The organism is Nocardia asteroides (assembly GCF_021183625.1).
Classification (GTDB): Bacteria; Actinomycetota; Actinomycetes; order Mycobacteriales; family Mycobacteriaceae; genus Nocardia; species Nocardia asteroides_A.
Genome location: NZ_CP089214.1, coordinates 5,786,369 through 5,809,132 on the forward strand (window position 1 = coordinate 5,786,369; position 22,764 = coordinate 5,809,132).

Annotated in this window: 20 protein-coding genes; 12 read left to right on the forward strand and 8 right to left on the reverse strand. The window is 72.9% G+C overall.

The window, feature by feature from the left end:
* Positions 1-51: 51 nt before the first annotated feature.
* The 5 genes from LTT61_RS26700 (at position 52) to ileS (ending at position 5,802) form a co-directional block, all read left to right on the forward strand.
* Positions 52-852 (forward strand): cell division protein SepF, encoded by an 801-nt coding sequence (locus LTT61_RS26700; RefSeq protein WP_233016765.1) that lies wholly within the window; start codon positions 52-54, stop codon positions 850-852.
* 90 nt (positions 853-942) lie between these two features.
* A complete protein-coding gene (locus tag LTT61_RS26705; protein ID WP_067655253.1) occupies positions 943-1,245 on the forward strand; it encodes a YggT family protein in 303 nt (100 codons plus the stop codon).
* A 67-nt stretch (positions 1,246-1,312) separates the two neighbouring features.
* Positions 1,313-2,149, forward strand: a complete 837-nt coding sequence (locus LTT61_RS26710) for a DivIVA domain-containing protein (protein ID WP_233016766.1) — start codon at positions 1,313-1,315, stop codon at positions 2,147-2,149.
* A 71-nt stretch (positions 2,150-2,220) separates the two neighbouring features.
* On the forward strand, positions 2,221-2,427 hold the full coding sequence (locus LTT61_RS26715; protein WP_233016767.1) for a hypothetical protein: 207 nt from the start codon (positions 2,221-2,223) through the stop codon (positions 2,425-2,427).
* Between the two features lie 243 nt (positions 2,428-2,670).
* A complete protein-coding gene (gene ileS, locus LTT61_RS26720) occupies positions 2,671-5,802 on the forward strand; it encodes an isoleucine--tRNA ligase (RefSeq protein WP_233016768.1) in 3,132 nt (1,043 codons plus the stop codon).
* A 42-nt stretch (positions 5,803-5,844) separates the two neighbouring features.
* Here ileS and LTT61_RS26725 read toward each other — a convergent pair whose 3' ends face one another.
* Entirely contained in the window at positions 5,845-6,729 is an 885-nt protein-coding gene (locus tag LTT61_RS26725) for a UTP--glucose-1-phosphate uridylyltransferase (RefSeq protein ID WP_233016769.1), read from the reverse strand.
* 205 nt (positions 6,730-6,934) lie between these two features.
* Between LTT61_RS26725 and LTT61_RS26730 the strand changes: the two genes are divergently transcribed.
* The 3 genes from LTT61_RS26730 (at position 6,935) to LTT61_RS26740 (ending at position 12,309) form a co-directional block, all read left to right on the forward strand.
* On the forward strand, positions 6,935-8,275 hold the full coding sequence (locus LTT61_RS26730; RefSeq protein ID WP_233021216.1) for a DNA polymerase IV: 1,341 nt from the start codon (positions 6,935-6,937) through the stop codon (positions 8,273-8,275).
* A gap of 55 nt (positions 8,276-8,330) precedes the next feature.
* Positions 8,331-8,837 carry a hypothetical protein gene (locus LTT61_RS26735; RefSeq protein ID WP_233016770.1) on the forward strand — a complete coding sequence of 169 codons (507 nt, stop codon included), beginning with the start codon at positions 8,331-8,333 and terminating at the stop codon, positions 8,835-8,837.
* Between the two features lie 118 nt (positions 8,838-8,955).
* Complete coding sequence (locus LTT61_RS26740; protein ID WP_233016771.1) at positions 8,956-12,309, forward strand: arabinosyltransferase domain-containing protein; 3,354 nt, start codon at positions 8,956-8,958, stop codon at positions 12,307-12,309.
* On the opposite strand, the gene rarD is transcribed toward LTT61_RS26740, so the two are convergent.
* Positions 12,303-13,322, reverse strand: a complete 1,020-nt coding sequence (rarD, locus tag LTT61_RS26745) for an EamA family transporter RarD (RefSeq protein ID WP_233016772.1) — start codon at positions 13,320-13,322, stop codon at positions 12,303-12,305. The two genes, LTT61_RS26740 and rarD, sit on opposite strands and share 7 nt — an antisense overlap.
* 70 nt (positions 13,323-13,392) lie before the next feature.
* Here rarD and LTT61_RS26750 point away from each other — a divergent pair, with 70 nt between their 5' ends.
* Entirely contained in the window at positions 13,393-15,777 is a 2,385-nt protein-coding gene (locus LTT61_RS26750; RefSeq protein ID WP_233016773.1) for a cation-translocating P-type ATPase, read from the forward strand.
* Between the two features lie 65 nt (positions 15,778-15,842).
* Entirely contained in the window at positions 15,843-16,697 is an 855-nt protein-coding gene (locus tag LTT61_RS26755) for a PhzF family phenazine biosynthesis protein (protein ID WP_233016774.1), read from the forward strand.
* A 165-nt stretch (positions 16,698-16,862) separates the two neighbouring features.
* Here the strand turns inward: LTT61_RS26755 and LTT61_RS26760 are convergent, their stop codons facing one another.
* The 3 genes from LTT61_RS26760 to lspA form a co-directional block, all read right to left on the reverse strand.
* A complete protein-coding gene (locus tag LTT61_RS26760; protein WP_233016775.1) occupies positions 16,863-17,576 on the reverse strand; it encodes a hypothetical protein in 714 nt (237 codons plus the stop codon).
* Positions 17,569-18,495 (reverse strand): RluA family pseudouridine synthase, encoded by a 927-nt coding sequence (locus LTT61_RS26765; RefSeq protein WP_233016776.1) that lies wholly within the window; start codon positions 18,493-18,495, stop codon positions 17,569-17,571. The genes LTT61_RS26760 and LTT61_RS26765 overlap by 8 nt, the downstream gene beginning before the upstream one ends.
* A gap of 70 nt (positions 18,496-18,565) precedes the next feature.
* The gene (gene lspA, locus LTT61_RS26770) at positions 18,566-19,174 is read right to left on the reverse strand and encodes a signal peptidase II (protein ID WP_233021217.1); all 609 of its coding nucleotides are present in this window, start codon (positions 19,172-19,174) and stop codon (positions 18,566-18,568) included.
* Between the two features lie 133 nt (positions 19,175-19,307).
* Here lspA and LTT61_RS26775 point away from each other — a divergent pair, with 133 nt between their 5' ends.
* Both LTT61_RS26775 and LTT61_RS26780 read left to right on the forward strand, forming a co-directional pair.
* Positions 19,308-20,198: a hypothetical protein gene (locus tag LTT61_RS26775; RefSeq protein ID WP_233016777.1), complete on the forward strand. Its 891-nt coding sequence runs from the start codon at positions 19,308-19,310 to the stop codon at positions 20,196-20,198.
* Between the two features lie 11 nt (positions 20,199-20,209).
* The gene (locus LTT61_RS26780; protein ID WP_233016778.1) at positions 20,210-20,962 is read left to right on the forward strand and encodes a hypothetical protein; all 753 of its coding nucleotides are present in this window, start codon (positions 20,210-20,212) and stop codon (positions 20,960-20,962) included.
* 130 nt (positions 20,963-21,092) lie between these two features.
* Here the strand turns inward: LTT61_RS26780 and LTT61_RS26785 are convergent, their stop codons facing one another.
* The 3 genes from LTT61_RS26785 to LTT61_RS26795 are packed head-to-tail and all read right to left on the reverse strand — an operon-like array spanning position 21,093 to position 22,751.
* Positions 21,093-21,527, reverse strand: coding sequence for a ubiquinol-cytochrome c reductase iron-sulfur subunit (locus tag LTT61_RS26785; protein WP_233016779.1), 435 nt, complete (start codon positions 21,525-21,527; stop codon positions 21,093-21,095).
* Positions 21,528-21,544: 17 nt separating this feature from the next.
* Positions 21,545-22,099, reverse strand: a complete 555-nt coding sequence (locus tag LTT61_RS26790; protein ID WP_233016780.1) for a DUF6529 family protein — start codon at positions 22,097-22,099, stop codon at positions 21,545-21,547.
* Entirely contained in the window at positions 22,089-22,751 is a 663-nt protein-coding gene (locus LTT61_RS26795; protein WP_233016781.1) for a hypothetical protein, read from the reverse strand. Before LTT61_RS26795 ends, LTT61_RS26790 begins: the two co-directional genes overlap by 11 nt.
* Between the last annotated feature and the right edge of the window lie 13 nt (positions 22,752-22,764).

Genomic DNA, 22,764 nt, shown 5'->3' on the forward strand with positions numbered 1-22,764 from the left:
AGCAAGACTTCAACACCCGGCCGCCACCGGGGCCGAAGGAAGGTCGACCAGATGAGCACGCTGCACAAGTTCAAGGCGTACTTCGGCATGGTTCCACTCGACGAGTACGAGGACGACTATGTCGACGACCGGGCCCCGCACGGCATCGACGACCGCGGCCCCCGGCGCTCTCGCGCGCGTGAATTCGACCGGGAGTACGGCGCGTACAGCCGCTACGGCTCCCCCTCCGACGGCTACGGCGACGAGCACTACGCCGCCGACTCCGACTACCCCGAGCCCGCCTACAAATCGCCCTACTCCGGCGGCTACCCGCCGCTGCCCCGGCGCGAGGAGTACGCCGACGAGGGGTACTCCGACGACCGGTACGAGCCGCCACCGCGCCGCCCGACGAGGATCGACTCCGCGGCGGCGGGGCGGTTCCGCGCGGCGGGCGGCGGCGCTCCGATGATGCGGGGGGCCACCCGCGGCGCGCTCGCCGTCGATCCCGAGGCGGAGGAGCGCCGGCTCGAGGAGCGCATGCGCCCCGAGCCGGTCGCCGCCAGGCGGCCGGGGATCTTCGAGGACGGAGGTCCCTTGTCCAAGATCACCACCCTGCGCCCGCGGGACTACAGCGAGGCGCGCATCATCGGCGAGCGCTTCCGCGAGGGCAACCCGGTGATCATGGACCTGGTCGACCTGAGCAACGCCGACGCCAAGCGGCTGGTCGACTTCGCCGCCGGGCTGGCGTTCGCGCTGCGTGGCTCGTTCGACAAGGTGGCCACCAAGGTGTTCCTGCTCTCACCGGCGGACGTCGACGTCTCGGCGGAGGAGCGTCGCCGGATCGCGGAAACCGGCTTCTACAACCAGAAGTAACGGCGTTGCCAGCGGGCACCGCGCCGGTCCGGCCGAGCCGGACCGGCGCGGTCGTTTTGCGCGTCGCCGATTTTCGGGCAGAGTGATGTCGTGGTGGTCTTCGCGGTGCTCTACTTCGTCCTGTTCATCTTCTGGTTGCTGCTGATCAGCCGGGTGATCGTGGAGTTCATCCGCAGCTTCGCCCGTGACTGGCGCCCGACCGGGTTCGTGGTGGTCGTGCTCGAGGTGATCTTCACGATCACGGATCCGCCCGTGAAACTGCTGAGGCGCTTGATACCACCGGTGTCGCTGGGGGGAATTCGGCTCGATCTCTCGATTATGGTCCTGCTATTCATCGTGTTCATCCTGATGTCCATCGTGGGCAGGCTCGGGCAGCCCGTAGCTCCCGTGTGACAGAATGGTCCGGGAACGAGATGACAGATCTGCCAGATCTCCAAAAGACGCGTGAAGGGATCCTTCGATGCCGCTGACCCCAGCTGATGTGCACAACGTCGCGTTCAGCAAACCGCCGATCGGGAAGCGCGGCTACAACGAGGACGAGGTCGACGCGTTCCTGGATCTGGTGGAGCAGGAGCTGTCGCGGCTGATCGAGGAGAACGCCGATCTGCGGCAGCGGGTCGCCGAGCTGGACGCCGAGCTGACGGACGCCAAGAAGAACCGCGGCCCCGGCCCCGGCATCGCGAAACCCCCGGTCCAGCAGGTGCCGCCGCCAGAACCGATCAAACAGCCGGTGCCACCCGCCCCGCAGCCGCCGATGCCCGCGGTACCGGCTGCGGAGAGCCAGGGCGTCGACGCGAACCTGCAGGCGGCGAAGGTGCTGAGCCTGGCCCAGGAGATGGCCGACCGGCTCACCAGCGACGCGAAGAGCGAGGCGGAGAACCTGCTCTCCAATGCGCGAGCGAACTCCGAGCGACTCGTCGCCGACGCCCGCAACCGCTCCGACTCGATGATCGCGGACGCGCGGCAGAAGTCCGACGCCATGCTCTCCGACGCGCAGACCCGTTCGGACAACCAGCTCCGCCAGGCCAAGGAGAAGGCGGACGCGCTGCAGTCCGACGCCGAGCGCAAGCACACCGAGATCATGGCCACCATCACCCAGCAGCGCAGCGTGCTGGAGAGCCGGATCGAGCAGCTCAAGACCTTCGAGCGGGAGTACCGGGTGCGGCTGAAGTCCTACCTGGAGTCGCAGCTGGAGGAGCTGGAGAACCGCGGCTCGGCGGTCCCGGTGGACGACGGCGGCTTCGACACCGGTGCCAACGGCCTCGCGCCCGCCTCCTTCGCCAAGGGTGGCAAGTAGACTTGTAGCAGGGTCCGTTCGGTAGTTGCCGAGCGGTAGCGCGTCCTGTCGAGTCTCCACTGGGGGTCACCGTGCTGGTATTGACGCTGGTGCTCGCGGCGATCGGCTTCGCCCTGCTCGTGACGGCCCTGACCACCGGCTCGGTGCTCTGGGCCTGGGGCTGCATCGTGGTGTGCGTGCTCGGCGCGGTGCTGTTGCTGGCGAGTGCGCTCGCGGGCGGGCGGCCCGAAGAGGGCGATCGCGAACCCGCTCCCAAAAGAGTTGACCGCCGCCGATAGACTGAAACCTGTACGGCATCGATCCGGCCATCACCGGGGAGCCTTCGGAAGAACGGCGCGCTCCGCGCGCCAAGTAGAACCGAACGGGTGAGCCCGTCACAGCTCGCAACGAGAGGTCCGGCCGCAGCGCGGCCAGGGCAAGCGGGGTGGTACCGCGGTCTCGGCGCATCCGCGCCGTGGTCGTCCCCGTGCCAGCGAACCGCGCCGATGGGCGCGGCGGCACGGAGGAGACCCGACACCGCCATGGCGGACGACACTTCCCGCAGCGCGTACCCGCGCGTCGACCTCGCCGCGGGCGCGGGCTCGGCGTTCCCGGAGCTGGAGCGCCGCGTGCTCGACGCGTGGGCGGCCGACGACACCTTCCGGGCGAGTATCGAAAACCGTTCCGGGGCACCGGAGTTCGTCTTCTACGACGGACCGCCGTTTGCCAATGGGCTGCCGCATTACGGCCATTTGCTCACCGGATACGTGAAAGACCTCGTTCCGCGTTTCCGGACGATGCGCGGAAACCGCGTCGACCGGCGCTTCGGATGGGACTGTCACGGGCTGCCCGCGGAAATCGAAGCGGAAAAGCAGCTCGGTATCACGGACAAATCACAGATCGATGCCATGGGGCTCGCCGAATTCAATGCGGCGTGCAAGTCCTCGGTGCTGCGCTATACCGGGGAATGGCGCGACTACGTCACCCGCCAGGCCCGCTGGGTCGACTTCGACAACGACTACAAGACGCTCGATCTCGACTTCATGGAGTCGGTCATGTGGGCGTTCAAGACGCTGTACGACAAGGGGCTGATCTACCAGGGCTTCCGGGTGCTGCCGTACAGCTGGTACGAGCAGACGCCGCTGTCGAACCAGGAGACCCGGCTCGACGACGCCTACAAGATGCGCCAGGATCCGGCGGTCACCGTCGACATGGTGCTGCGGGTGCCGGACGACCATCCGCTGCGCGAACTCGACGGCGCCGCCGCGGTCATCTGGACGACGACGCCGTGGACGCTGCCCTCGAACCTGGCGATCGCGGTGCACCCCGACCTCACCTACGTGCACCTGCGCGGCGCCGACGGCAAGCGCTACGTGCTGGCCGCGGAGCGGGTTTCGCACTACGCGCGCGAGCTGGGCGAGGAGCCGGAGGTGCTCTCCGAGCACGTCGGCGCCGCGCTGGTCGACCTCGCCTACACCCCGGCCTTCGACTTCTTCGCCGGCCATCCGAACGCGCACCGGGTGCTCGCCGCGGACTACGTGACCACCGATTCCGGCACGGGCGTCGTGCATCTCGCGCCCGCGTTCGGCGAGGAGGACATGGACGTCTGCGTCGCCAACGGCATCGAGCTGGTGCAGCCGCTCGACCAGGGCGGCAAGTTCACCTCGATGGTGCCGCCGTACGAGGGGCTGATGGTCTTCGACGCCAACCCGGTGATCATCAAGGATCTCAGGGCGGCCGGAAAGCTGCTGCGGCACGAGACGATCGAGCACTCCTACCCGCACAGCTGGCGCTCCGGGCAGCCGCTCATCTACATGGCGGTGCCGTCCTGGTTCGTCGCGGTGACGAAGTTCCGGGACCGGATGGTCGAGCTGAACAAGCAGATCACCTGGGTGCCCGAGCACATCAGGGACGGCCAGTTCGGCAAGTGGCTGGAGGGCGCGCGGGACTGGAACATCAGCCGGAACCGCTACTGGGGCAGCCCGATCCCGGTCTGGAGCTCGGACGACCCGGCCTACCCGCGGCTCGACGTCTACGGCTCGCTGGACGAGCTGGAGCGCGACTTCGGCGTGCGCCCGGACGACCTGCACCGGCCGATGATCGACGAGCTGACCCGGCCCAACCCGGACGACCCGACGGGGAAGTCCACCATGCGCCGGGTGCCGGAGGTGCTCGACTGCTGGTTCGAGTCCGGCTCCATGCCGTACGCGCAGGTGCACTACCCGTTCGAGAACAAGGAGTGGTTCGACGGCCACTTCCCCGGCGACTTCATCGTCGAGTACAACGGGCAGACCCGCGGCTGGTTCTACACGCTGCACGTGCTGGCCACCGCGCTCTTCGACAGCCCGGCCTTCGCCACCGTCGCGGCGCACGGCATCGTGCTCGGCGACGACGGGCTCAAGATGAGCAAGTCCAAGGGCAACTACCCGGACGTCAAGGAGGTGTTCGACCGGGACGGCTCGGATGCCATGCGCTGGTTCCTGATGAGCTCGCCGATCCTGCGCGGCGGCAACCTCATCGTCACCGAGCGCGGGATCCGCGAGGGGGTCTCGCACGCGCTGCGGCCGCTCTGGAACGCCTGGACCTTCCTGCAGCTCTACGCCACCGAGCCGGGCACCTGGCGCACCGACTCGCCGCACGTGCTCGATCGGTACATCCTGGCCAAGCTCGCGGCCACCCGCGACGCGGTCACCACGGCGCTGGAGGAGTACGACATCGCCGGCGCCTGCGACGAGCTGCGCACCTTCGCCGACGCGCTCACCAACTGGTACGTGCGCCGGAGCCGGAACCGGTTCTGGAGCGAGGACCGCGATGCCGTCGACACCCTGCACACCGTGCTCGAGGTGGTGACCAGGCTGGCCGCGCCGCTGCTGCCGCTGATCACCGAGGTGATCTGGCGCGGGCTCACCGGCGGGCGCTCGGTGCACCTCACCGACTGGCCCGCCGCCGGCGAGCTGCCGCACGACGCCGAGCTGGTCGCCACCATGGACGAGGTGCGGGTGGTCTGCTCCACCGTGCTGAGCCTGCGCAAGGCGAAGAAGCTGCGGGTGCGGCTGCCGCTCTCCGAGGTGACGATCGCGGCCGCCGACGCCGAGCGGCTGCGGGACTACGCCGACGTGATCGCGGACGAGGTGAACGTCAAGCAGGTGACGCTCACCACGGACGTGGACGCGCACGGGCGCTTCGAGCTCACCGTGAACGCGCGGGTCGCCGGGCCCCGGCTCGGCAAGCGGGTGCAGACGGTGATCAAGGCGGTCAAGGCGGGCGACTGGGCCGAGGACGCCGACGGTGTGGTGTGCGCGGCCGATGTCGCGCTGCTGCCGGAGGAGTACAGCAGGCGGCTGGTCGCGGCCTCGCCGGAGTCGACGGCGGCGCTGCCGGGGAATGCCGGGCTCGTCGTGCTGGACGACACCGTCACCGAGGAGCTGGAAGCCGAGGGGTGGGCGCGGGATCTGATCCGCGATCTGCAGGAGACGCGGAAGTCGCTCGGGCTCGAGGTCTCCGATCGGATCAGCGTGACGCTGGATGTGCCCGCCGAGCAGCGGGCGTGGGCCGAGCGGCATGCCGCGTTGATCGGCGGCGAGATCCTCGCCACCTCGCTCGACTTCGGTCCGGCCGGGGATGACGCGCCCGTCGTCTGCGGTGGGGTCCGGGTGGCTGTCGCCAAGGTGTAGAAGGGGGTTTCCGGGGGGACCGACGTCCCCCCGGACCCCTGCTCAGTCCTGCGGGACGCAGAGGTCGCGCAGCAGCGCACCGTACTCGGGGTGCGCCAACGCGGAGGCGAACTGCGCGACCAGGTAGTCGGCCGGGTTCCCGGTGTCGTACCAGCGCCCCGAGATCACCTGGCCGAACACCGGATTCGCCGCGGCGTAGGTATTGATGGCATCGGTCAGGTAGATCTCCCCGGTCCGGTGCTGATACCAATCCCTGGTCTGCGCCCGCAGCTCGTCGACGATCCCCGGCGTCACCACGTACCCGCCGATCGCGGCGAACGAGGAGGGCGCGTCCGCGGACTTCGGCTTCTCCCGCAGCCCGGTGATCCGGAGCAGCCCGGCCCCCCGATCCTCGGCGACCACCGGAACCCCGTAGCGCTGCGAATCCGCCGGATCCATCGGCAGCAGCGCGAGCACCGGCGCCCCGGTGCTCTCGTAGGCGTCGATGAGCTGCTGCGCCCGCGGCACCTCGGCGACGAAGACGTCGTCCGGCCAGAGCACGAGCATGGGCTCGTCGCCCGCGTGCCGCGCGGCGTTCAGCACCGGCGTCCCGTTGCCGTACGGCCCGTGCTGGTCCAGGTAGGTGATATGCCCGTGCCGGGAGAGCTCCCCGACCTCCTCGACGGCGTCGGCGAACGCGGTCTTCCCGTCCGAGCGGAGCTGCGCGACGAGCGCGGGGTTGGGGCGGAAGTGGTCCTGGATCAGCGACTTCCCACCGCTGACCACGATGGTGATGTCGGTGATGCCCGAGGCGACCAGCTCGCGCACGGTGTGCTCGATGACCGGCTTGTCGCCGACCGGGAGCATCTCCTTGGGGATGGCCTTGGTCAGCGGCAGCAGCCGGGAGCCGATTCCGGCGGCCGGAATCACGGCCTTGCGGATCTTCATGCGCCGATCATCACACAGCGACCGCCGGTCGGGGCGGAGCCCCCGATCCGGGCGGGGATTCGGCCCCCGCCCCCGTTTTCCGGCCTGGTCACGGCGTTCGCTGTCGGTGGGCGGGCGTAGATTCCGGCGGGTGAGTACCGTCCCCGCGCGCGCGGCCGCCGGGCCGCAGGGGCAGTCGGCCCGGCGCTGGGTGCTGCACATCGATATGGACGCCTTCTTCGCGTCGGTCGAGCAGCTCACCCGGCCGACGCTGCGCGGGCGCCCGGTGCTGGTCGGCGGGGTCGGGCAGCGCGGGGTGGTGGCGGGCGCCAGCTACGAGTCCCGGGTCTTCGGCGCGCGCTCGGCCATGCCCATGCACCAGGCCCGCAGGCTGGTCGGCGGCGCCGCGGTGGTGCTTCCGCCGCGCGGTGCGGTGTACGGCACCGTGAGCGGGCAGGTCTTCGACGCGCTGCGCTCCCGGATCCCGGTGCTGGAGACGCTCTCCTTCGACGAGGCGTTCGGCGAGCCGGCCGAGCTGGCCGGCGCGAGCGCCGCCGCGGTGACGGAGTTCTGCGCGGAGCTGCGCGCGCTGGTCCGCGAGCGCACCGGGCTGGTCGCCTCGGTCGGCGTCGGCACCGGCAAGCAGCTGGCGAAGATCGCCTCCGGGCTGGCCAAGCCGGACGGCATCCGGGTGATCGCCCCCGCCGAGCAGGACGCGCTGCTCGCCGCGCTGCCGGTGCGCAAGCTGTGGGGGATCGGGCCGGTGGCGGACGGCAGGCTGCGCGCGGCCGGGATCGAGACGGTCGGCGCCTTCGCGGCGCTGCCCGAGCAGGAGGCGGCCGCGCTGCTCGGCGGCAGCGTCGGCGCCGCGCTGCACCGGCTGGCCCGCGGCATCGACGACCGCCCGGTCGCCGAGCGCGCCGAGGCCAAGCAGATCAGCGCCGAGACCACCTACGAGCACGACCTGGTGACGCTCGCCCAGCTGCGCCCGGCCATCGACACCATGGCCGCGGCCGCCTACAAGCGGCTGACCAGGGACGGCAGGGCCGCGCGGACCGTCGTGCTCAAGCTGCGGAAGGCGGACATGAGCATCGTGACCCGCTCGGTCACGCTGCCCTACGCCACCACCGATGCCGCCACCCTGGCCACCGCCGCGCAGCGCTCGGCCATCGATCCGATGGAGCTGGGGGCGGTCCGGCTGGTGGGGGTCGGGTACGCCGGGCTCTCCACGGTGCGGCAGGAGTCGCTCTTTCCCGAGCTGGACCGCGACCTGCCCGCGTCGGCGGCGCCGGACGACGCCGAGCCCGGGTACTTCCCCGGTGGTGCTGTGCCGCAACCCCTTCCGGTCGCGGCGCGGGACCCGGCGGCGAACGCCGCGCTGCCGCACTGGTACCCGGGGCTGGACGTGGCGCACCCCGAGCACGGGCACGGCTGGGTGCAGGGGGCGGGGCACGGGCGGGTGACGGTGCGGTTCGAGACCCGCTCGACAGGCCCCGGCCCGGCGCGTACGTTCGCTGCCGACGACCCGAGGCTGTCCCGAGCCGACCCGCTCGGCAGCCTCCGCTGACCGGTAGCCTGGGTGGCTCGTGCAGCGAACTCCCCGAGATGTGAAGGACGAGCAGTTGAAGCTTCGTAAGACCGGAAGAATCGCGATCGCGGGTCTCGCCATCGTCGCGTCGCTCGGCCTGACGGCCTGCGGCGGCGACGACAACGAGAGCAAGCCCGCCACCACGACCAGCAAGAGCGCCGCGGCGAGCACCTCCGCGTCGGACGCCGCGCTGCCCCCGGTCCCGACCGTCGAGCAGCTGAACTCCCAGCTCGGCACCGCGCTCGATCCGTCGATCCCGAGCTCGGAGAAGCTGGAGCTGGTGCAGGGCATCGAGGCCGATCCGGAGCTGCCGAACCGGCTCGCCGAGGCCGCCAAGGCCGCCGGTGTCGCGGTCACCGTGACCGACGTGACCTCGTTCGGCGAGAGCGTCAACGCCAAGGCCAACTTCGTGCTCAACGGCCAGGCCAACGTGGTCGACGTGCCGTTCGTCGCCGAGAACGGCACCTGGAAGGTCCAGAAGCAGTGGGCCTGCCTGATGCTGACCAACCTGGGCCAGCAGTCGGTCGCCTGCACCGCCTGATCGCCGTCGTGACCCGTTCGGCCGGTCACCCCGTTTCCCCGGGGTGACCGGCCGAACGGCGTTTCGGAGCCGGACCCGGGGCCGGGGCGGCGGATCGCGCGTGGCACGATCGAGCCCCGTGGCCGAAACGATGGTGCGGGCCGGGCGTGCGCCCTCCGTGAACGATCCGGACCCCGCGCGGTCTCCCGGCAGCGCCCGTCGATGGGCCGCTCCGGTCGCCCTGATCGCCGGATTGTTCGGCATGCTCTGCGCCGTCGCGGTTCCGCTGCTGCCGGTGCGGGTGGACGTCACCACGCTGGAGTGGCCGCAGGCCGGAACGCCGGGTTCGGTGGAGGCGCCGCTGGTGGCCTACGCCCCGCTGACCTTCGACGCCACCATCCCGTGCGCCGCCGTCGAGCAGCTGCCCGAAGGCGGGGTGCTCGCGGCGACCGCGCCGGTCGGGGCGCCCGATCTGGAGCGCTACGGCTTCATCGCCCAGGTGCGGCCCGGCCCGACCCCGCCCGGCGCCGCGACGCCCGGCGGTGCCGACACCTCGGCGCCCGGCGCCGACACCTCGGTGCCCGGTGTGGACGGTTCCGGTGCGAACGGGGCGGACGGTTCCGGCGCGACAGCGAACCCGGCGGGTGCACCGGCGCCCGCCCGGCTCGATGTCGTCCTGCGCAACCAGGCCCTGCTGAGCACCCCGGTCACCGAGCTGCCGCCGGGCTGCGTGCTCACCCTGCACGCGGACGGCTCCGCCGCCACCTTCACCGGCGCGGGCGGCACCGAGGCCACGCTCGCCGGTGACTTCCGCCCGCAGGTGGCCGGGCTCTTCAGCGATCTCCCCGACCCGGCGGGGGCGAGCATGCGCGCCGAGGTCGACTCCCGCTTCTCCTCCACCCCGGGCACGCTCAAGCTGCTCGCCATCTGGGGCGCCGCGCTGAGCACGGTGCTCGCGCTGGCCGCGCTCTCCGTCCTGGACCGGCGCGACGGCCTGCGCCCGCGCCGGGTGCTGCCCGCCCGCTGGTGGCGGTGCACCCCGCTGGACGGCTTCGTCGCCGCGGTCATGGTGCTCTGGTACTTCATCGGCTCCACCACCTCGGACGACGGCTACCAGTTCGGCATGGCCCGCACCTCGGGCACCTCGGGGTACATGGCGAACTACTTCCGCTACTTCGGGGTGCCGGAGAACCCGGTCGGCACGCCGTACTACGACCTGATCCGGATCCTGGCCGAGATCAGCACCGCGAGCCCGTTCGTCCGGCTGCCCGCGCTCCTCGCCGGGCTGCTGATCTGGCTGCTGATCAGCCGCGAGGTGATCCCGCGGTTCGGGGTCGCGGTGCGGCACCACCGGGTCGCGCGCTGGACCGGCGCGCTCGCCTTCCTCGCCGTCTGGCTGCCCTACGACAACGGCCTGCGCCCGGAGCCGGTGGTCGCGCTCGGCATCGTGCTCACCTGGTGCTCGATGGAGCGCGCGATCGCCACCCGGCGGCTGCTGCCCGCGGCGATCGCGGTGCTGGTGGCGGCCTTCGCCTGCACCGCGGGGCCGTCCGGGGTGCTCTGCGTCGCCGCGCTGCTGGCCGGGCTGCGGCCGCTGGCGCAGATCGTCCGGCGCCGGGCGGCCGGGCCGCGCCGCTTCCTTGCCGGGCTCTCCCTGGCCGCGCCGATCGGCGCCGCGGGCACGCTGGTGCTCGCGGTGGCCTTCGCCGACCAGCCGCTGAGCGCCATGCGCGAGATGCAGCGGGTGCACGCGATCGCCGGCCCGGACGTCAAGTGGTTCCAGGAGTACCTGCGCTACCAGTACCTGCTGCAACCGGAGGTGGACGGCTCCTTCGCCCGCCGCGCCGGGATCTTCCTGCTCTTCGCCGGGGTGCTCACCTGCGTGCTGGTCCTGCTGCGCAAGGGCGGGCGGATCCCGAGCACGGCCGCGGGGCCGACGCGCCGCGCGCTCGGCACCGCGGTCGGCACGCTGCTGCTGGTGATGGTCACGCCGACCAAGTGGACGCACCACTTCGGCGTCTTCGCCGGGGTCGCGGGCATGGTGGCGGTGCTGGCCGCGGTGGCGGTGGCGCCCGCGGTCATGAAGGCGCCGCGCAACCGGGCGCTCTTCGCCGCCGTCGTCGCCTTCCTACTCGCGCTGGCCTTCACCGGCGACAACGGCTGGTGGTACGTCTCCTCGTACGGGATCCCGTGGTGGGACAAGCCGGTCTCGCTCGCAGGCATCCAGCTCAGCACGGTGTTCCTGCTGCTCGCGGCCGGGTTGCTCGCGGTGGCCGCGTGGTGGCAGGTGCGGGCCCCGGAGCCGGGGACGCCGCACCACATCTCCGGGTTCGCGCGGCGGCTGTCGGCGACGCCGGTGCTCGCGCTGGCGCTGGCGCTGGCGGTGCTGCTGGAGGTGGCCTCGTTCGGCAAGGCGACGATCAGCCGGTATCCGGCGTTCACGCTCGGCAGCTCGAATATCTCGGCGGTGCTGGGCGAGCCGTGCGGGCTGGCGAACGAGGTGCTGGTGGAGACCGATCCGAACGGGTCCGTCCTGCCGCCGCTCACCGGCGACGCGGCGGCCGCGCTGGCGGGGACCGGGGCCGGGTTCGTGCCCGGCGGGGTCGCCGCCGACCTGCGCCCGGACGACGAGAGCAGCGCCTCCGGGAGTATCGCGGACGCGCTCAGCGGTACCACCAACTCCGACACCGCCAACGGCACCCGCTCCGCCGCGCTGCCCTTCGGGCTCGACCCGGCGCGGGTGCCGATGCTCGGCAGTTACGGCTCCGGTGACGCGGGCCCGGCCGAGCTGACCACCGGCTGGTACCGGCTGCCCGCGGAGCGGGACGGGATCGTCGCCATCGGCGCGGCCGGGCGGATCCGCTCGGTGGACAGCGACGGGGTGGTGACGCCGGGGCAGACCGTGGAGCTGGAGTGGGGGACCGCCGACGGGGTTCCCGGCGGGCGGGTGCTGCCGATCGATGTCGGGCCCGCGCCGTCGTGGCGGAATCTGCGGGTGCCGCTCGCGGATATCCCGGCCGAGGCCGCTGTCGTCCGGATCGTCGCCGCCGACCGGGACCGCAATCCGGCCCAGTGGATCGCCCTGACGCCGCCCCGGGTGCCGCGCACCTCGACGTTGAACGAGGTGGTCGGGTCCGAGGCGCCGGTGCTGCTCGACTGGATGGTCGGGTTGCAGTTCCCCTGCCAGCGGCCGTTCGACCACCGGCACGGGATCGCCGAGGTGCCCGAGTACCGGGTGCTGCCGGATCGGCCCGGTGCCGAGATCACCAGTCTCTGGCAGAACCACGATGGCGGGGGGCCGCTCGGGTGGACCGGGCTGCTGCTGCGGGCCGAGACGTTGCCGACCTATCTCGCGCACGACTGGCGGCGGGACTGGGGTGAGTTGCAGCGGTTCGGCCGGATCGATCCGGGTGCTGTTCCGGCTCGGGCGCAGGTGGTGCAGGAGAGTCGGTCCGGGCTCTGGAGCCCGGGGCCAATCCTCACCGGTTACTGATCGCGCGCCCGTATGTCGCCTGCTTCGCGCTCGACTGATCTGCTCGATGAGCGGGGGGTGGCGCTGCCTGCGGATTCGGCGGGGGTGGGGTTGCCGGCGGAGCCCGCGGGGTGATCCGGCGGGGGGCTCGCGGTGCGGCGGTTGGTGCGGGCGCGGAGCAGGGCGTTGGTGCTGAAGACGAGGAGGGCGCACCAGATGAGGGCGAAGCCGGCCCAGCGGGCGGGCGGCATGGGTTCGTGCAGGACGGCGACGCCCCAGAGCAGCTGGAGCGCCGGGGTGAGATATTGCAGCAGGCCCATGGTGGAGAGCGGGACCCGCTGCGCGGCGGTGGCGAAGAGCAGCAGCGGGACCAGGGTGACCGGGCCGGTGGCGACGAGCAGGGCGGTGTGCCCGATCCCGTCGCCGAAGGAGCTCTCGCCGCGCACCGCGAGCAGCACCAGGAAGGCCAGCGCGAGCGGCGCGCCGACCACCCCCTCGGCCGCGACGCTGCGCAGCGCGTCCAGCCGGATCACCTTCTTGACCAGCCCGTAGAGCGCGAACGAGCAGGCGAGGACCAGCGCGATCCAGGGCGGGCGGCCCAGGTCCACGGTCAGGACCAGCACCGCGAGCGCCCCGAGCCCGAGCGCCACCCACTGCGCCGCCACCAGCCGCTCCCGGAAGATCAGCACCCCGAACGCCACCGTGACCAGCGGGTTCACGAAGTAGCCGAGCGCGCACTCGACCACGTGCCCGGAGAGCACCCCGAAGACGTAGACACCCCAGTTCACCGAGATGGCCAGCGACGCGGCGGCGGCCAGCCGCCAGGTGCGGGCGTCGATCCCGCGCAGCTGCCGCAACCGCCCGGTGACCGCCAGCACGATCACCACGACGACCAGCGTCCAGACGATCCGCTCGGCCAGCACCTCGACCGCGTCGGCGAAGGCCAGCAACCCGAAGAACGCGGGGAAGAGCCCCCACAGCAGATACGCCGAAGCGCCGAACGCCGCCCCGGGTACCGACCGCTTCCGCCACACCCGATCCACGGTAGTTCGCCGCGCCGCGCCGCGTTGCGGGCCGGAGGCAGTACCCCCGTAGCCTTGCGGCATGTCTGTTTCCGTCCGAGCGGATGCCGCGACCGGGCTGACCGTGGCCGAGGTCGAGCAACGCCGCAGCGACGGTCGCACCAACGACGTCCCGGCCCGCGCCTCGCGCTCGGTGCGGGAGATCGTGCGCGCCAACGTCTTCACCAGGATCAATGCCATCCTCGGCGTGCTCTTCGTGCTCGTGCTGTCCGCCGGGTCGCCGATCGACGGCATGTTCGGGCTGCTCATCGTGGCCAACAGCGCGGTCGGCATCATCCAGGAGGTGCGCGCCAAGCGCACCCTGGACGAGCTCGCCATCGTCGGCCAGGCCCGCCCCCGGGTGCGCCGCGACGGCGTCGCCGCCGAGGTGCCGCCCGGCGAGGTGGTGCAGGACGACCTGATCGAGCTCGGCCCCGGCGACCAGATCGTGGTGGACGGCGAGGTGCTCGAGGCCGAGCTGCTCGAGGTGGACGAATCGCTGCTCACCGGCGAGGCCGACCCGATCGAGAAGAAGACCGGCGCCGAGGTGCTCTCCGGCAGCTTCGTGGTCTCCGGCTCCGGGGCGTACCGGGCCACCAAGGTCGGGCGCGAGGCCTACGCCGCGCGGCTCGCCGAGGAGGCGAGCAAGTTCACCCTGGTCCACTCGGAGCTGCGCAGCGGCATCGACCGGATCCTGCGCTTCATCACCTTCCTGCTCGTCCCGGCCGGGCTGCTCAGCATCTACAACCAGCTGTTCTCCAGCCACCAGGGCTGGCAGCCCGCGGTCACCGGCATGGTGGCCGCGCTGGTGCCGATGGTGCCGGAGGGGCTGGTGCTGATGACCTCCGTCGCCTTCGCGGTCGGCGTGGTCCGGCTCGGCAGGCGGCAGTGCCTGGTGCAGGAGCTGCCCGCGATCGAGGGGCTGGCCAGGGTGGACGTGGTCTGCGCCGACAAGACCGGCACGCTCACCGAGAACGGCATGCGGCTCGCCGACGTCGAGAGCCTGACCGGCGGCGACGACGGCGCCGCGCGCACCGCGCTGGCCGCGCTCGCCGCCGACGACCCGCGCCCGAACGCCAGCGTGCAGGCGCTGGCCGAGGCGCTGCCGGAGCGCCCGCAGTGGCGCTCCACCGCGGTCGCACCCTTCTCCTCGGCCACCAAGTGGAGCGGCCACTCCTACGGCGAGCACGGGAACTGGCTGCTCGGCGCCCCCGACGTGCTGCTCGACCCGCGGTCGGCGGGAGCCCGAAGGGCCGAGGAGCTCGGCGCCGCCGGGCTGCGGGTGCTGCTGCTCGCCCGCGGCGACCGCGCGGTGGACGCGCCGGGCGCCCCCGGCGAGGTCACCCCGGAGGCGCTGGTCGTGCTGGAGCAGAAGGTGCGCCCGGACGCCCGCGAAACCCTCGACTTCTTCGCCAAGCAGGACGTCGCCATCAAGGTGATCTCCGGCGACAACGCGGTCTCGGTCGGCGCCGTCGCCACCTCGCTCGAGCTGCCCGGCGGCGACCACGCCGTCGACGCCCGCACGCTCCCCGACGGCCGCGACGAGCTGGCCGACCTGCTCGACCGGGAGACCACCTTCGGCCGGGTCCGCCCGGACCAGAAGCGCGCCATGGTCGGCGCGCTGCAATCCCGCGGCCACACCGTCGCCATGACCGGCGACGGCGTGAACGACGTGCTCGCGCTGAAGGACGCCGACATCGGCGTCGCGATGGGGTCGGGCAGCCCGGCCACCCGCGCGGTGGCGCAGATCGTGCTGCTCGACAACCGCTTCGCCACCCTGCCGTACGTGGTGGGCGAGGGCCGCCGGGTGATCGGCAATATCGAGCGGGTCTCCAACCTCTTCCTCACCAAGACCGTCTACTCGGTGCTGCTCGCCTTCCTGGTCGGGCTGGCCGGGGTCGGCTCGCAGATCTTCGGCTACGACCCGATCGCCTACCCGTTCCTGCCCAGGCACGTGACGATCGCGGCCTGGTTCACCATCGGCATCCCGGCCTTCGTGCTCTCGCTGGCGCCGAACAACGAGCGCGCCCGCACCGGCTTCGTCGCCAGGGTGATGAAGCTGGCCATCCCGTCCGGGGTGGTCATCGGTTTCGCCACCTTCGTGGCCTACCTGATCGCCTACGCCGGGCCGGACGCGAGTGAGCAGCAGAAGATCCAGGCGGGCACCACCGCGCTGATCACGCTCATCGTGATCGCGGTGTGGGTGCTGGCGATCGTGGCGCGGCCCTACGTGTGGTGGAAGGTGCTGCTGGTCGCCACCTCGGTGCTGGCCTACGTGCTGCTCTTCTCGCTGCCGCTCACCCGGGAGTTCTTCCTGCTCGACCCCTCGAACCCGCGGCTCACCGCGGCGGCCTTCGGCTGCGGCGCGGTCGGTGTGGTGCTGGTCGAGATCGCCCAGTGGCTCGGCCGCCGCAGCGCCGCGAAGTAGCCCGGAAGCGCCACCAGAAACCTTGCGGCAAGCGGGCATTCGCGCCCGGTGTACCTTCTGGAGCCATGGAGGTACTGCTGCACCAGATCGACGCGTTCGCGGAGGCGCCGTTCACCGGGAATCCGGCCGCGGTGATGCCGTTGACCGCGTGGTTGCCCGACGGGCTGCTGCAGCGGCTGGCCGAGGAGAACAACCTCTCCGAGACCGCCTTCCTCACCCCCGCGCTGCCCGCCGCCGCCGGGGCGCCGCCCGCCGGCCTGCCCGCCTTCCACCTGCGCTGGTTCACCCCGGCTGCCGAGGTGGCGCTCTGCGGGCACGCGACCCTCGCCGCCGCCGCGCAGGTGCTCGAGGACCTGCACCCCGGCCTCGACGCGGTGTCGTTCTGGACCAGGAGCGGCTGGCTGCGGGTGGAGCGCACCGACGACGACGAGTACGTGCTCGACCTGCCCGCGCAGGGGTCGGTGCCGGTGCCGGTGGACCCGGCGCTGGCGGCGGCGCTGCGGGCCGAGCCGGTGGCGGCGTTCTCCGGGGCGGACGAGGTGCTCGTCTTCGGCAGCGAGGCCGAGATCCGTTCGTTGCGGCCGAATTTCGGGGCTTTCCCGGCGGTGCCGCGCGGGGTGGTGGCGACGGCGCCCGGTGCCGCGGTGGAGTTCGTGTCGCGGATGTTCGCGCCGGGGATCGGGGTGCCGGAGGATCCGGTCACCGGCTCGGCGCATGCCCAGCTCGCGCCGATCTGGGCGGAGCGGTTGGGGCGCACGGTGTTCCGGGCCAGGCAGTTGTCGCGGCGCGGCGGGGCGCTGCGCGTCGAGCTGGCGGGGGAGCGGGTGCTGCTGGCCGGGCGGTGCAGGCGCTACCTGGACGGGGTGGTCCAGGTGCCGGACGGGTACGTCACGGCGGTGCAGGGGGATGGTGCGGGCTGAGCGGCCCCCGCGCCGCGCGGGAAGCCGACCGCGGTGCGGCCGCGGTGCGACGGGGGTGCGGCGGCGGGGCGACCGGGGTGCGGCCGCCGGGCTTCCGGCGGCGCGCGGCGGCCGGTGTACTCGGGCAGCGTCCGCGACCGCCAGCCGGGGCCAATCGGCCGGGGTTCAGCGCGGGGGAATCCGGCCGTCGTCCGGCTCCGGGCCGACCGTTCCGGTGGTGCCGGGCAGCAGCGGGGTGACCGCGAAGCGGTCGGCGACGGTGTCGGCGGGGAGCGCCTCGACGGCGCGGACATCGCTGTGCGCGGCCAGTTCCCGCAGCGCGGCCGGGGCGGCGCGCACCACGAGCCCGGCGGTGCAGGCGCAGCCGGCGCGCAGCCGGGCCACGGCCACCTCGTGAACCTGCGCGGCGCGCTGATCCAGCGGCTGGCGGTCGAGCCGGTCGCGCAGGATATCGGCGGCGGCCGCGGCGGCGCCGGTGATCGCGCTCGCGGAGTCCGGGACCGGGATCGCGACGATCGGGGTCTGCACCCGGTCGAGCGGGACGTGCTCGAGCACCCTGGCCACCCTGACCTCGCCCGCGAGCGCCGGAACCCGATCCACCGGAAGGTATTCGGTGAACGAGACCAGCGCCCAGCGCGGCGCGTCGTCGCTCCGCTCCAGGGTGGCGCGCGCCCTGGTCAGGTACTCCGAGACCGGCTCGCCCTGCTCCGGCCCCACCCGGTCGGTGGAGATGCCGGTCGAGCGCGGCGGGGTCTGCGCCCCGATCCCGACCCCGGCCAGCACCAGCAGCCCGATCGCGCCGGCGATCAGCCCCCTGCGCCAGCGCGGATCCAGGGGTTCCGAGTCCGGAACCCCCGCGCCCCCGCCGGGCTCAGGCATCCCGGAGGACGTCGAGCGCGTTCCGCAGATCGTCCGGGTACTCGCTGGTGATCTCCAGCCAGCGCCCGTCCGCCGGGTGGTGGAACCCCAGCGCCCGCGCGTGCAACCACTGCCGCTGCAGCCCGAGCCGCTCGGCGAGCCGCGGATCGGCGCCGTAGGTCAGGTCGCCGCAGCAGGGGTGCCTGATGGCCGAGAAGTGCACCCGGATCTGGTGCGTGCGCCCGGTCTCCAGGTGGATGTCGAGCAGGCTGGCCGCCTGGAACGCCTCCACCGTGTCGTAGTGCGTCACGCTCGGCCGCCCGTCCGCGGTGACCGCGAACTTCCAGTCGTTGCCCCTGGCCCGGCCGATCGGCGCGTCGATGGTGCCGCTGGACGGGTCCGGGTGCCCCTGCACCAGCGCGTGGTACCGCTTGTCCACCGTGCGCTGCTTGAACGCCCGCTTGAGCACCGTGTACGCGTGCTCGGACTGCGCGACCACCATCACCCCGGAGGTGCCGACGTCGAGCCGGTGCACGATGCCCTGCCGTTCGTGCGCGCCGGAGGTGGAGATCCGGTAGCCTGCCGCGGCCAGCCCGCCGACCACGGTCGGGCCGCTCCAGCCGACCCCGGTGTGCGCGGCGACGCCGACCGGCTTGTCCACCGCGACGATGTCGTCGTCGGCGTAGAGGATCCGCATCCCGTCCACCGGCTCGGCCTCGACGGTCAGCTCGCGGCGCGGCTCGGGGAACTCGACCTCCAGCCAGGCGCCCGCGATGAGCCGATCGGACTTGCCCGCCGCGATGCCGTCCAGCTGCACCGAGCCGTCGGCGGTGAGCGCCGCAACGGCGGTGCGGGACAGCCCGAGCAGCCGGGAGAGCCCGGCGTCCACCCGCATGCCGTCCAGCCCGTCCGGAACCGGCATGGACCTGGTCTCCCTCACGCTGCATCCTCTCGCATGATCGAGGGCCCTCCGTGGCCACGCTGCGCTACCGCCTCCGGGCCTGACTCGCTCATGCGGCAGATCCCTTCCCCGCGGCAGCCTTGCCGGTGCTCCTGGTGCCGTCCGGCTCGAAGCCGAAGACGGTCAGCGCGACCAGCAGGATCGCGCCGCACACGATGGCCGAGTCGGCGACGTTGAACACCGGCCACCAGCCCACCGCCATGAAGTCGACGACGTGCCCCTGCAGCGGGCCGGGCGCGCGGAAGAGCCGGTCGGTGAGGTTGCCGAGCGCGCCGCCGAGCACCATGCCGAGCCCGACCGCCCACCACGGCGAGCGCAGCGTGCTGCCGATCCGGATCACCGCGACCACGACGCCCGCCGCCACCAGCGTGAGCAGCCAGGTCATCCCGGTGGCCATGGAGAAGGCGGCGCCGGGGTTGCGCACCAGGGAGAACCGGACGACGTCACCGATCAGGTACACCGGGTCGCCCGGCGTCAGCTTCGCCACGGCGATGCCCTTGGTGAGCAGGTCGAGGCCGTAGAGCGCGGCGGCCAGGATCAGCAGCAGCGGCAGCCGCTTCGGCCCGAGCCCGGAGGCTGCGGGTTCGGCGCTGGCGGGGCTGTCGCCGGCGGTGGCGGGCTCGTTGTCGGCGGGGCGGTCGTCGGTCACGACCACCATCATCGCTCGAGCGGGCCCGGCGATTCGCCCCGGATGTCCCAGGCTGCGCTCAGGAACCGGTCGTACGCTGATGCACGTGACGGTGTTGTCTTCTCCCCTGGCGCCCCGGGCGACCCGCTCGGGGGTGTTTCTGATGGTGCTCGCGGTCGGGCTCTCCGCGCTCGGCATCGGGTGCGGCGACGGCGGGGAAACCGGCAGCGACCTGGAAGCCACCGAGCCGCTCGGCTACGGCAAGGAGGTGACGGTGCCGATCTCGGCGGCCGTCACCACGCTGGTCTACCCGGGCGAGGAGCCGCGCGCCCCGCTGCGCCCGCACTACGCCGTCGGCACCGTGCAGCAGGTGACGCTGCGGACCGACCACAACATCGAGCAGATCATCAACGACCAGCAGCCGCGCGACTTCTCCAACCCGGAGATCACCATCCCGATGACCGCCGAGGCGGGCTCGGACGGCATCGACCTGGTGCTCGGCAACGTCACCACCGACGACCCGGTGCTGGCCAAGGCGCTCACCGACGCGGGCGGATCGCACGCCGGCTTCGAGATGAGCGAGCTCGGCGCGATCACCGCGCTCCGCCTCGCCCCGTCCCCCGACACCTCGAACACCGCGCGCGCCGCGCTGGAACAGGCTTTCTACCAGGCGGTGTACCGCTCGGTGGCCTTCCCGGACGAGCCGGTCGGCGTCGGCGCCATGTGGACCGTGCGGCAGGAGGTGACCGGCGGCGTCCTGCTCGACCAGGTCACCACCGCGACGCTCACCGAGCGCGACGGCGACCGGCTCACCCTGCAGCTCGACGTCTCGCAGACGCCCAAGTCGGCGGTCTGGTCGCTGCCGAACGACGCGGGGACGCTGCAGATCGAGGACTACCGGATGACCGGATCCGGCACGATCACCGTCGACCTCGGGCTGCCGCTGCCGGTGGCCGGCTCGATCACCGTCGGCGGGCACCAGGCGTACCGGGACGCGCGCAGCGACAGCATGCTCCAGCAGACGATCAATACCCAGGTCTCGTGGGGCGAGTGAGGCAGGCGGGTATGCCCGCGTTCGTCCGGCGGGCGGGTCGTGCGGTGCGCGGGCCGGCCGGTGTCGTGCTCGTAGCGCTGGTCGTGGCCGGGTGCGGGGACGACGAACCGGCGGCTCCCGCACCGTCCGCCGGGCTGCCGTCGTTCGGCGCCCCCGTCACCGCGGCGCCGGTCACCGGCCCCGGCCCCGCCGGGTCGGCGGAGCTGCTGAACCGGCTGCTCTCCAGCACCGACCTGCCCGGCAGCTTCACCCCGCTCCCGGCGCGCGACTCCGGAACCGGCGCGAGCACCGACGCCACCGACCCCGCCGCCTGCGTCGCCGTGCTCACCCCCGTCGCCGCGCAGGCGCCTGGCGCCCGCGCGGACGCCGCGGTGCAGTACGCGGGCCCGGACTTCTCCAGCATCGATATCGACGCCGCCGCCTACCCGGCCGACGGGGTCGGCCCCGCGCTGGCAACGGTGCAGCGCACCCTGCGCGAATGCGTCGGCTTCACCGACGCCACCCCGCCGGAGAACGCGGACGACCCGTCGATCACCTACGAGGTGGCCCCGTTCGACCAGCCCGCCGCAGGCGACAGCAGCACCGCCTACCAGGTGCTGGTCCGCGCCGACGAGCTGACGCTGCACTCCGCCGTCGCCCTGGTGCAGGTCGGCGACACCCTGACCCAGATCGCGGTCACCGCCCCCGAATCGGTCCAGCCGGAGGTGCTGAGCGCGCTCACCGCCCAGCAGGTCCGCAGGTTGCGCGGCATCGAGGGCCCGTAGCGCCGGCCCGCGGCGTCCGCGCGGCCGGCTCGCACCCGGCCGCGGGCACGGTGCCGCGAGCGCGGCGGGTTCGCCGGTCCGGTGCCGCGCCACCCGCGGGGTCGTTCCGGGCCGGGCACCTCGCCGCGGCTCAGCCGGCGACGATGGAATCGCCCTCGACCCGCACCGCCTTCGCGGCCAGGGGCTTCTTCGCCGGTCCCGCCACCGCCGTGCCGTCCAGCGCGAACTTGCTGCCGTGGCAGACGCAGTCGATGGCGCCGTCCTGGATCTTGGTCACCTTGCAGCCCGCGTGCGTGCAGGTCGTCGAGAGCCCGACGTAGTTGCCCGGCGTGGGCTGGGTGATCACGGTGTCACCGACGATCACCCCGCCGCCGACCGGCACCTCCGCGGTCTTGGCCAGCGCCGGGGTGGGCGCGCCGGGCGCGGCGGTGCCCGGCGCGGGGGAGGCGGGCGCGGCGGTGGGCTCGTCACCGTAGGTACTGCACCCGGCGACCGCGACGGCCGCCGCCGCGACCCCGGCGCCGAGCACGACGCCGCGCCTGCTCACGGTGGGAGATGTGGTCATGGGAAGCTCCATTCGGATCAGAGGACGAGGCCGTTGTTCTGGAAGAACCACAGCGCGGAGGTGAGCCAGACGCCGACCAGCCCGGCGAAGAGCAGGCCACCCGCGACCGGGATCACCCACCCGGGCAGCCCCTTACGGGTGAGCAGCAGCATCTTGGCGACGAAGGCGCCGTAGAAGAAGCAGCCGAACAGCGAGTGCGCCAGCACCCGCGGCTCGGCGTGCTGGAAACCGAGCGCGTACAGGCAGTGCACCGCCACCGGGGTGGCGGCGAGCACCGCGAGCCGCCCGGACCAGGCGTGCGCCGCGCCGAACCAGCCCGGCGCGGTGAACCCGGGGATCCGGCCGTACATCGCGGCGGCCGAGCCGAGCTGGAAGACCGCGAGCACCGTCGCCAGCGTCGCCAGCCAGGACTTCACCGAGGTCGGGCTGGAGAACCCGGCGACGTTCACCGAGAAGAACCGGGGGTCGTGCAGGGTGCCGTACGCCCCGAGCACGACCGCGACGGCGGCGCCGATCAGCACGGCGCCCATGATGACCACGCTCGGGGAGCCGGTGCGCTGCTCAGCCCGCATTGTCGCCACCTTCGATCCGGGTCGCGGTGGCGGGCAGTGGCCCCGCGGGGGCGGTCGCGCCGTCGGCGCCGCGGCGGACGCCGGTCACGCCGCCGGAACCGTCGACGATCCAGCTCTGCCTGACCCCGCTGTCGGTGCTGGCGTAGAGCCCCGCCTTTCCGGTGACGACCGGTGCGGTGAACTCCCAGCTCTTGTCGCCGATCCAGAGCGTGCCGCGCACCGCGCCGCCGCCCGCCCTGCCCTCCAGCCGGGCGCCGTCCTTGCCTTCCAGCCTGGCGACGTCGTCGGCCACCCGGCCCTGCAGCCAGGTCTCGACGGCCGCGCCGTCGCAGGCGTACGCGGTGACCGCGCCGTCCTCGACGGTGATCGCGAGGGTGAGCGGCGGGCCTGCGGCCCTGGTGATCGTGCCGACGTAGTCGGCCTTCGCCGGGAAGGGCGCCGCGGCAGGCGTCGGCGCGGTCGCCGCCGCCGGGCTCGGCGCGGCGGTGGGCGGCGCTGTGGTGGGCGGCGTGGCGGTGGGCGGAACCACCGACGCCGCGGGCGCCGGTGCCGCGGCGGGCGCCGGCTCCTCCTTGGACATATTGACGCCGAGCAGGGCCAGGCCCAGCACGGCGGCCGCTGCGAGAGTCAGCAGCGGGCCACGACGTGTCATCGTTCGCTCCGAT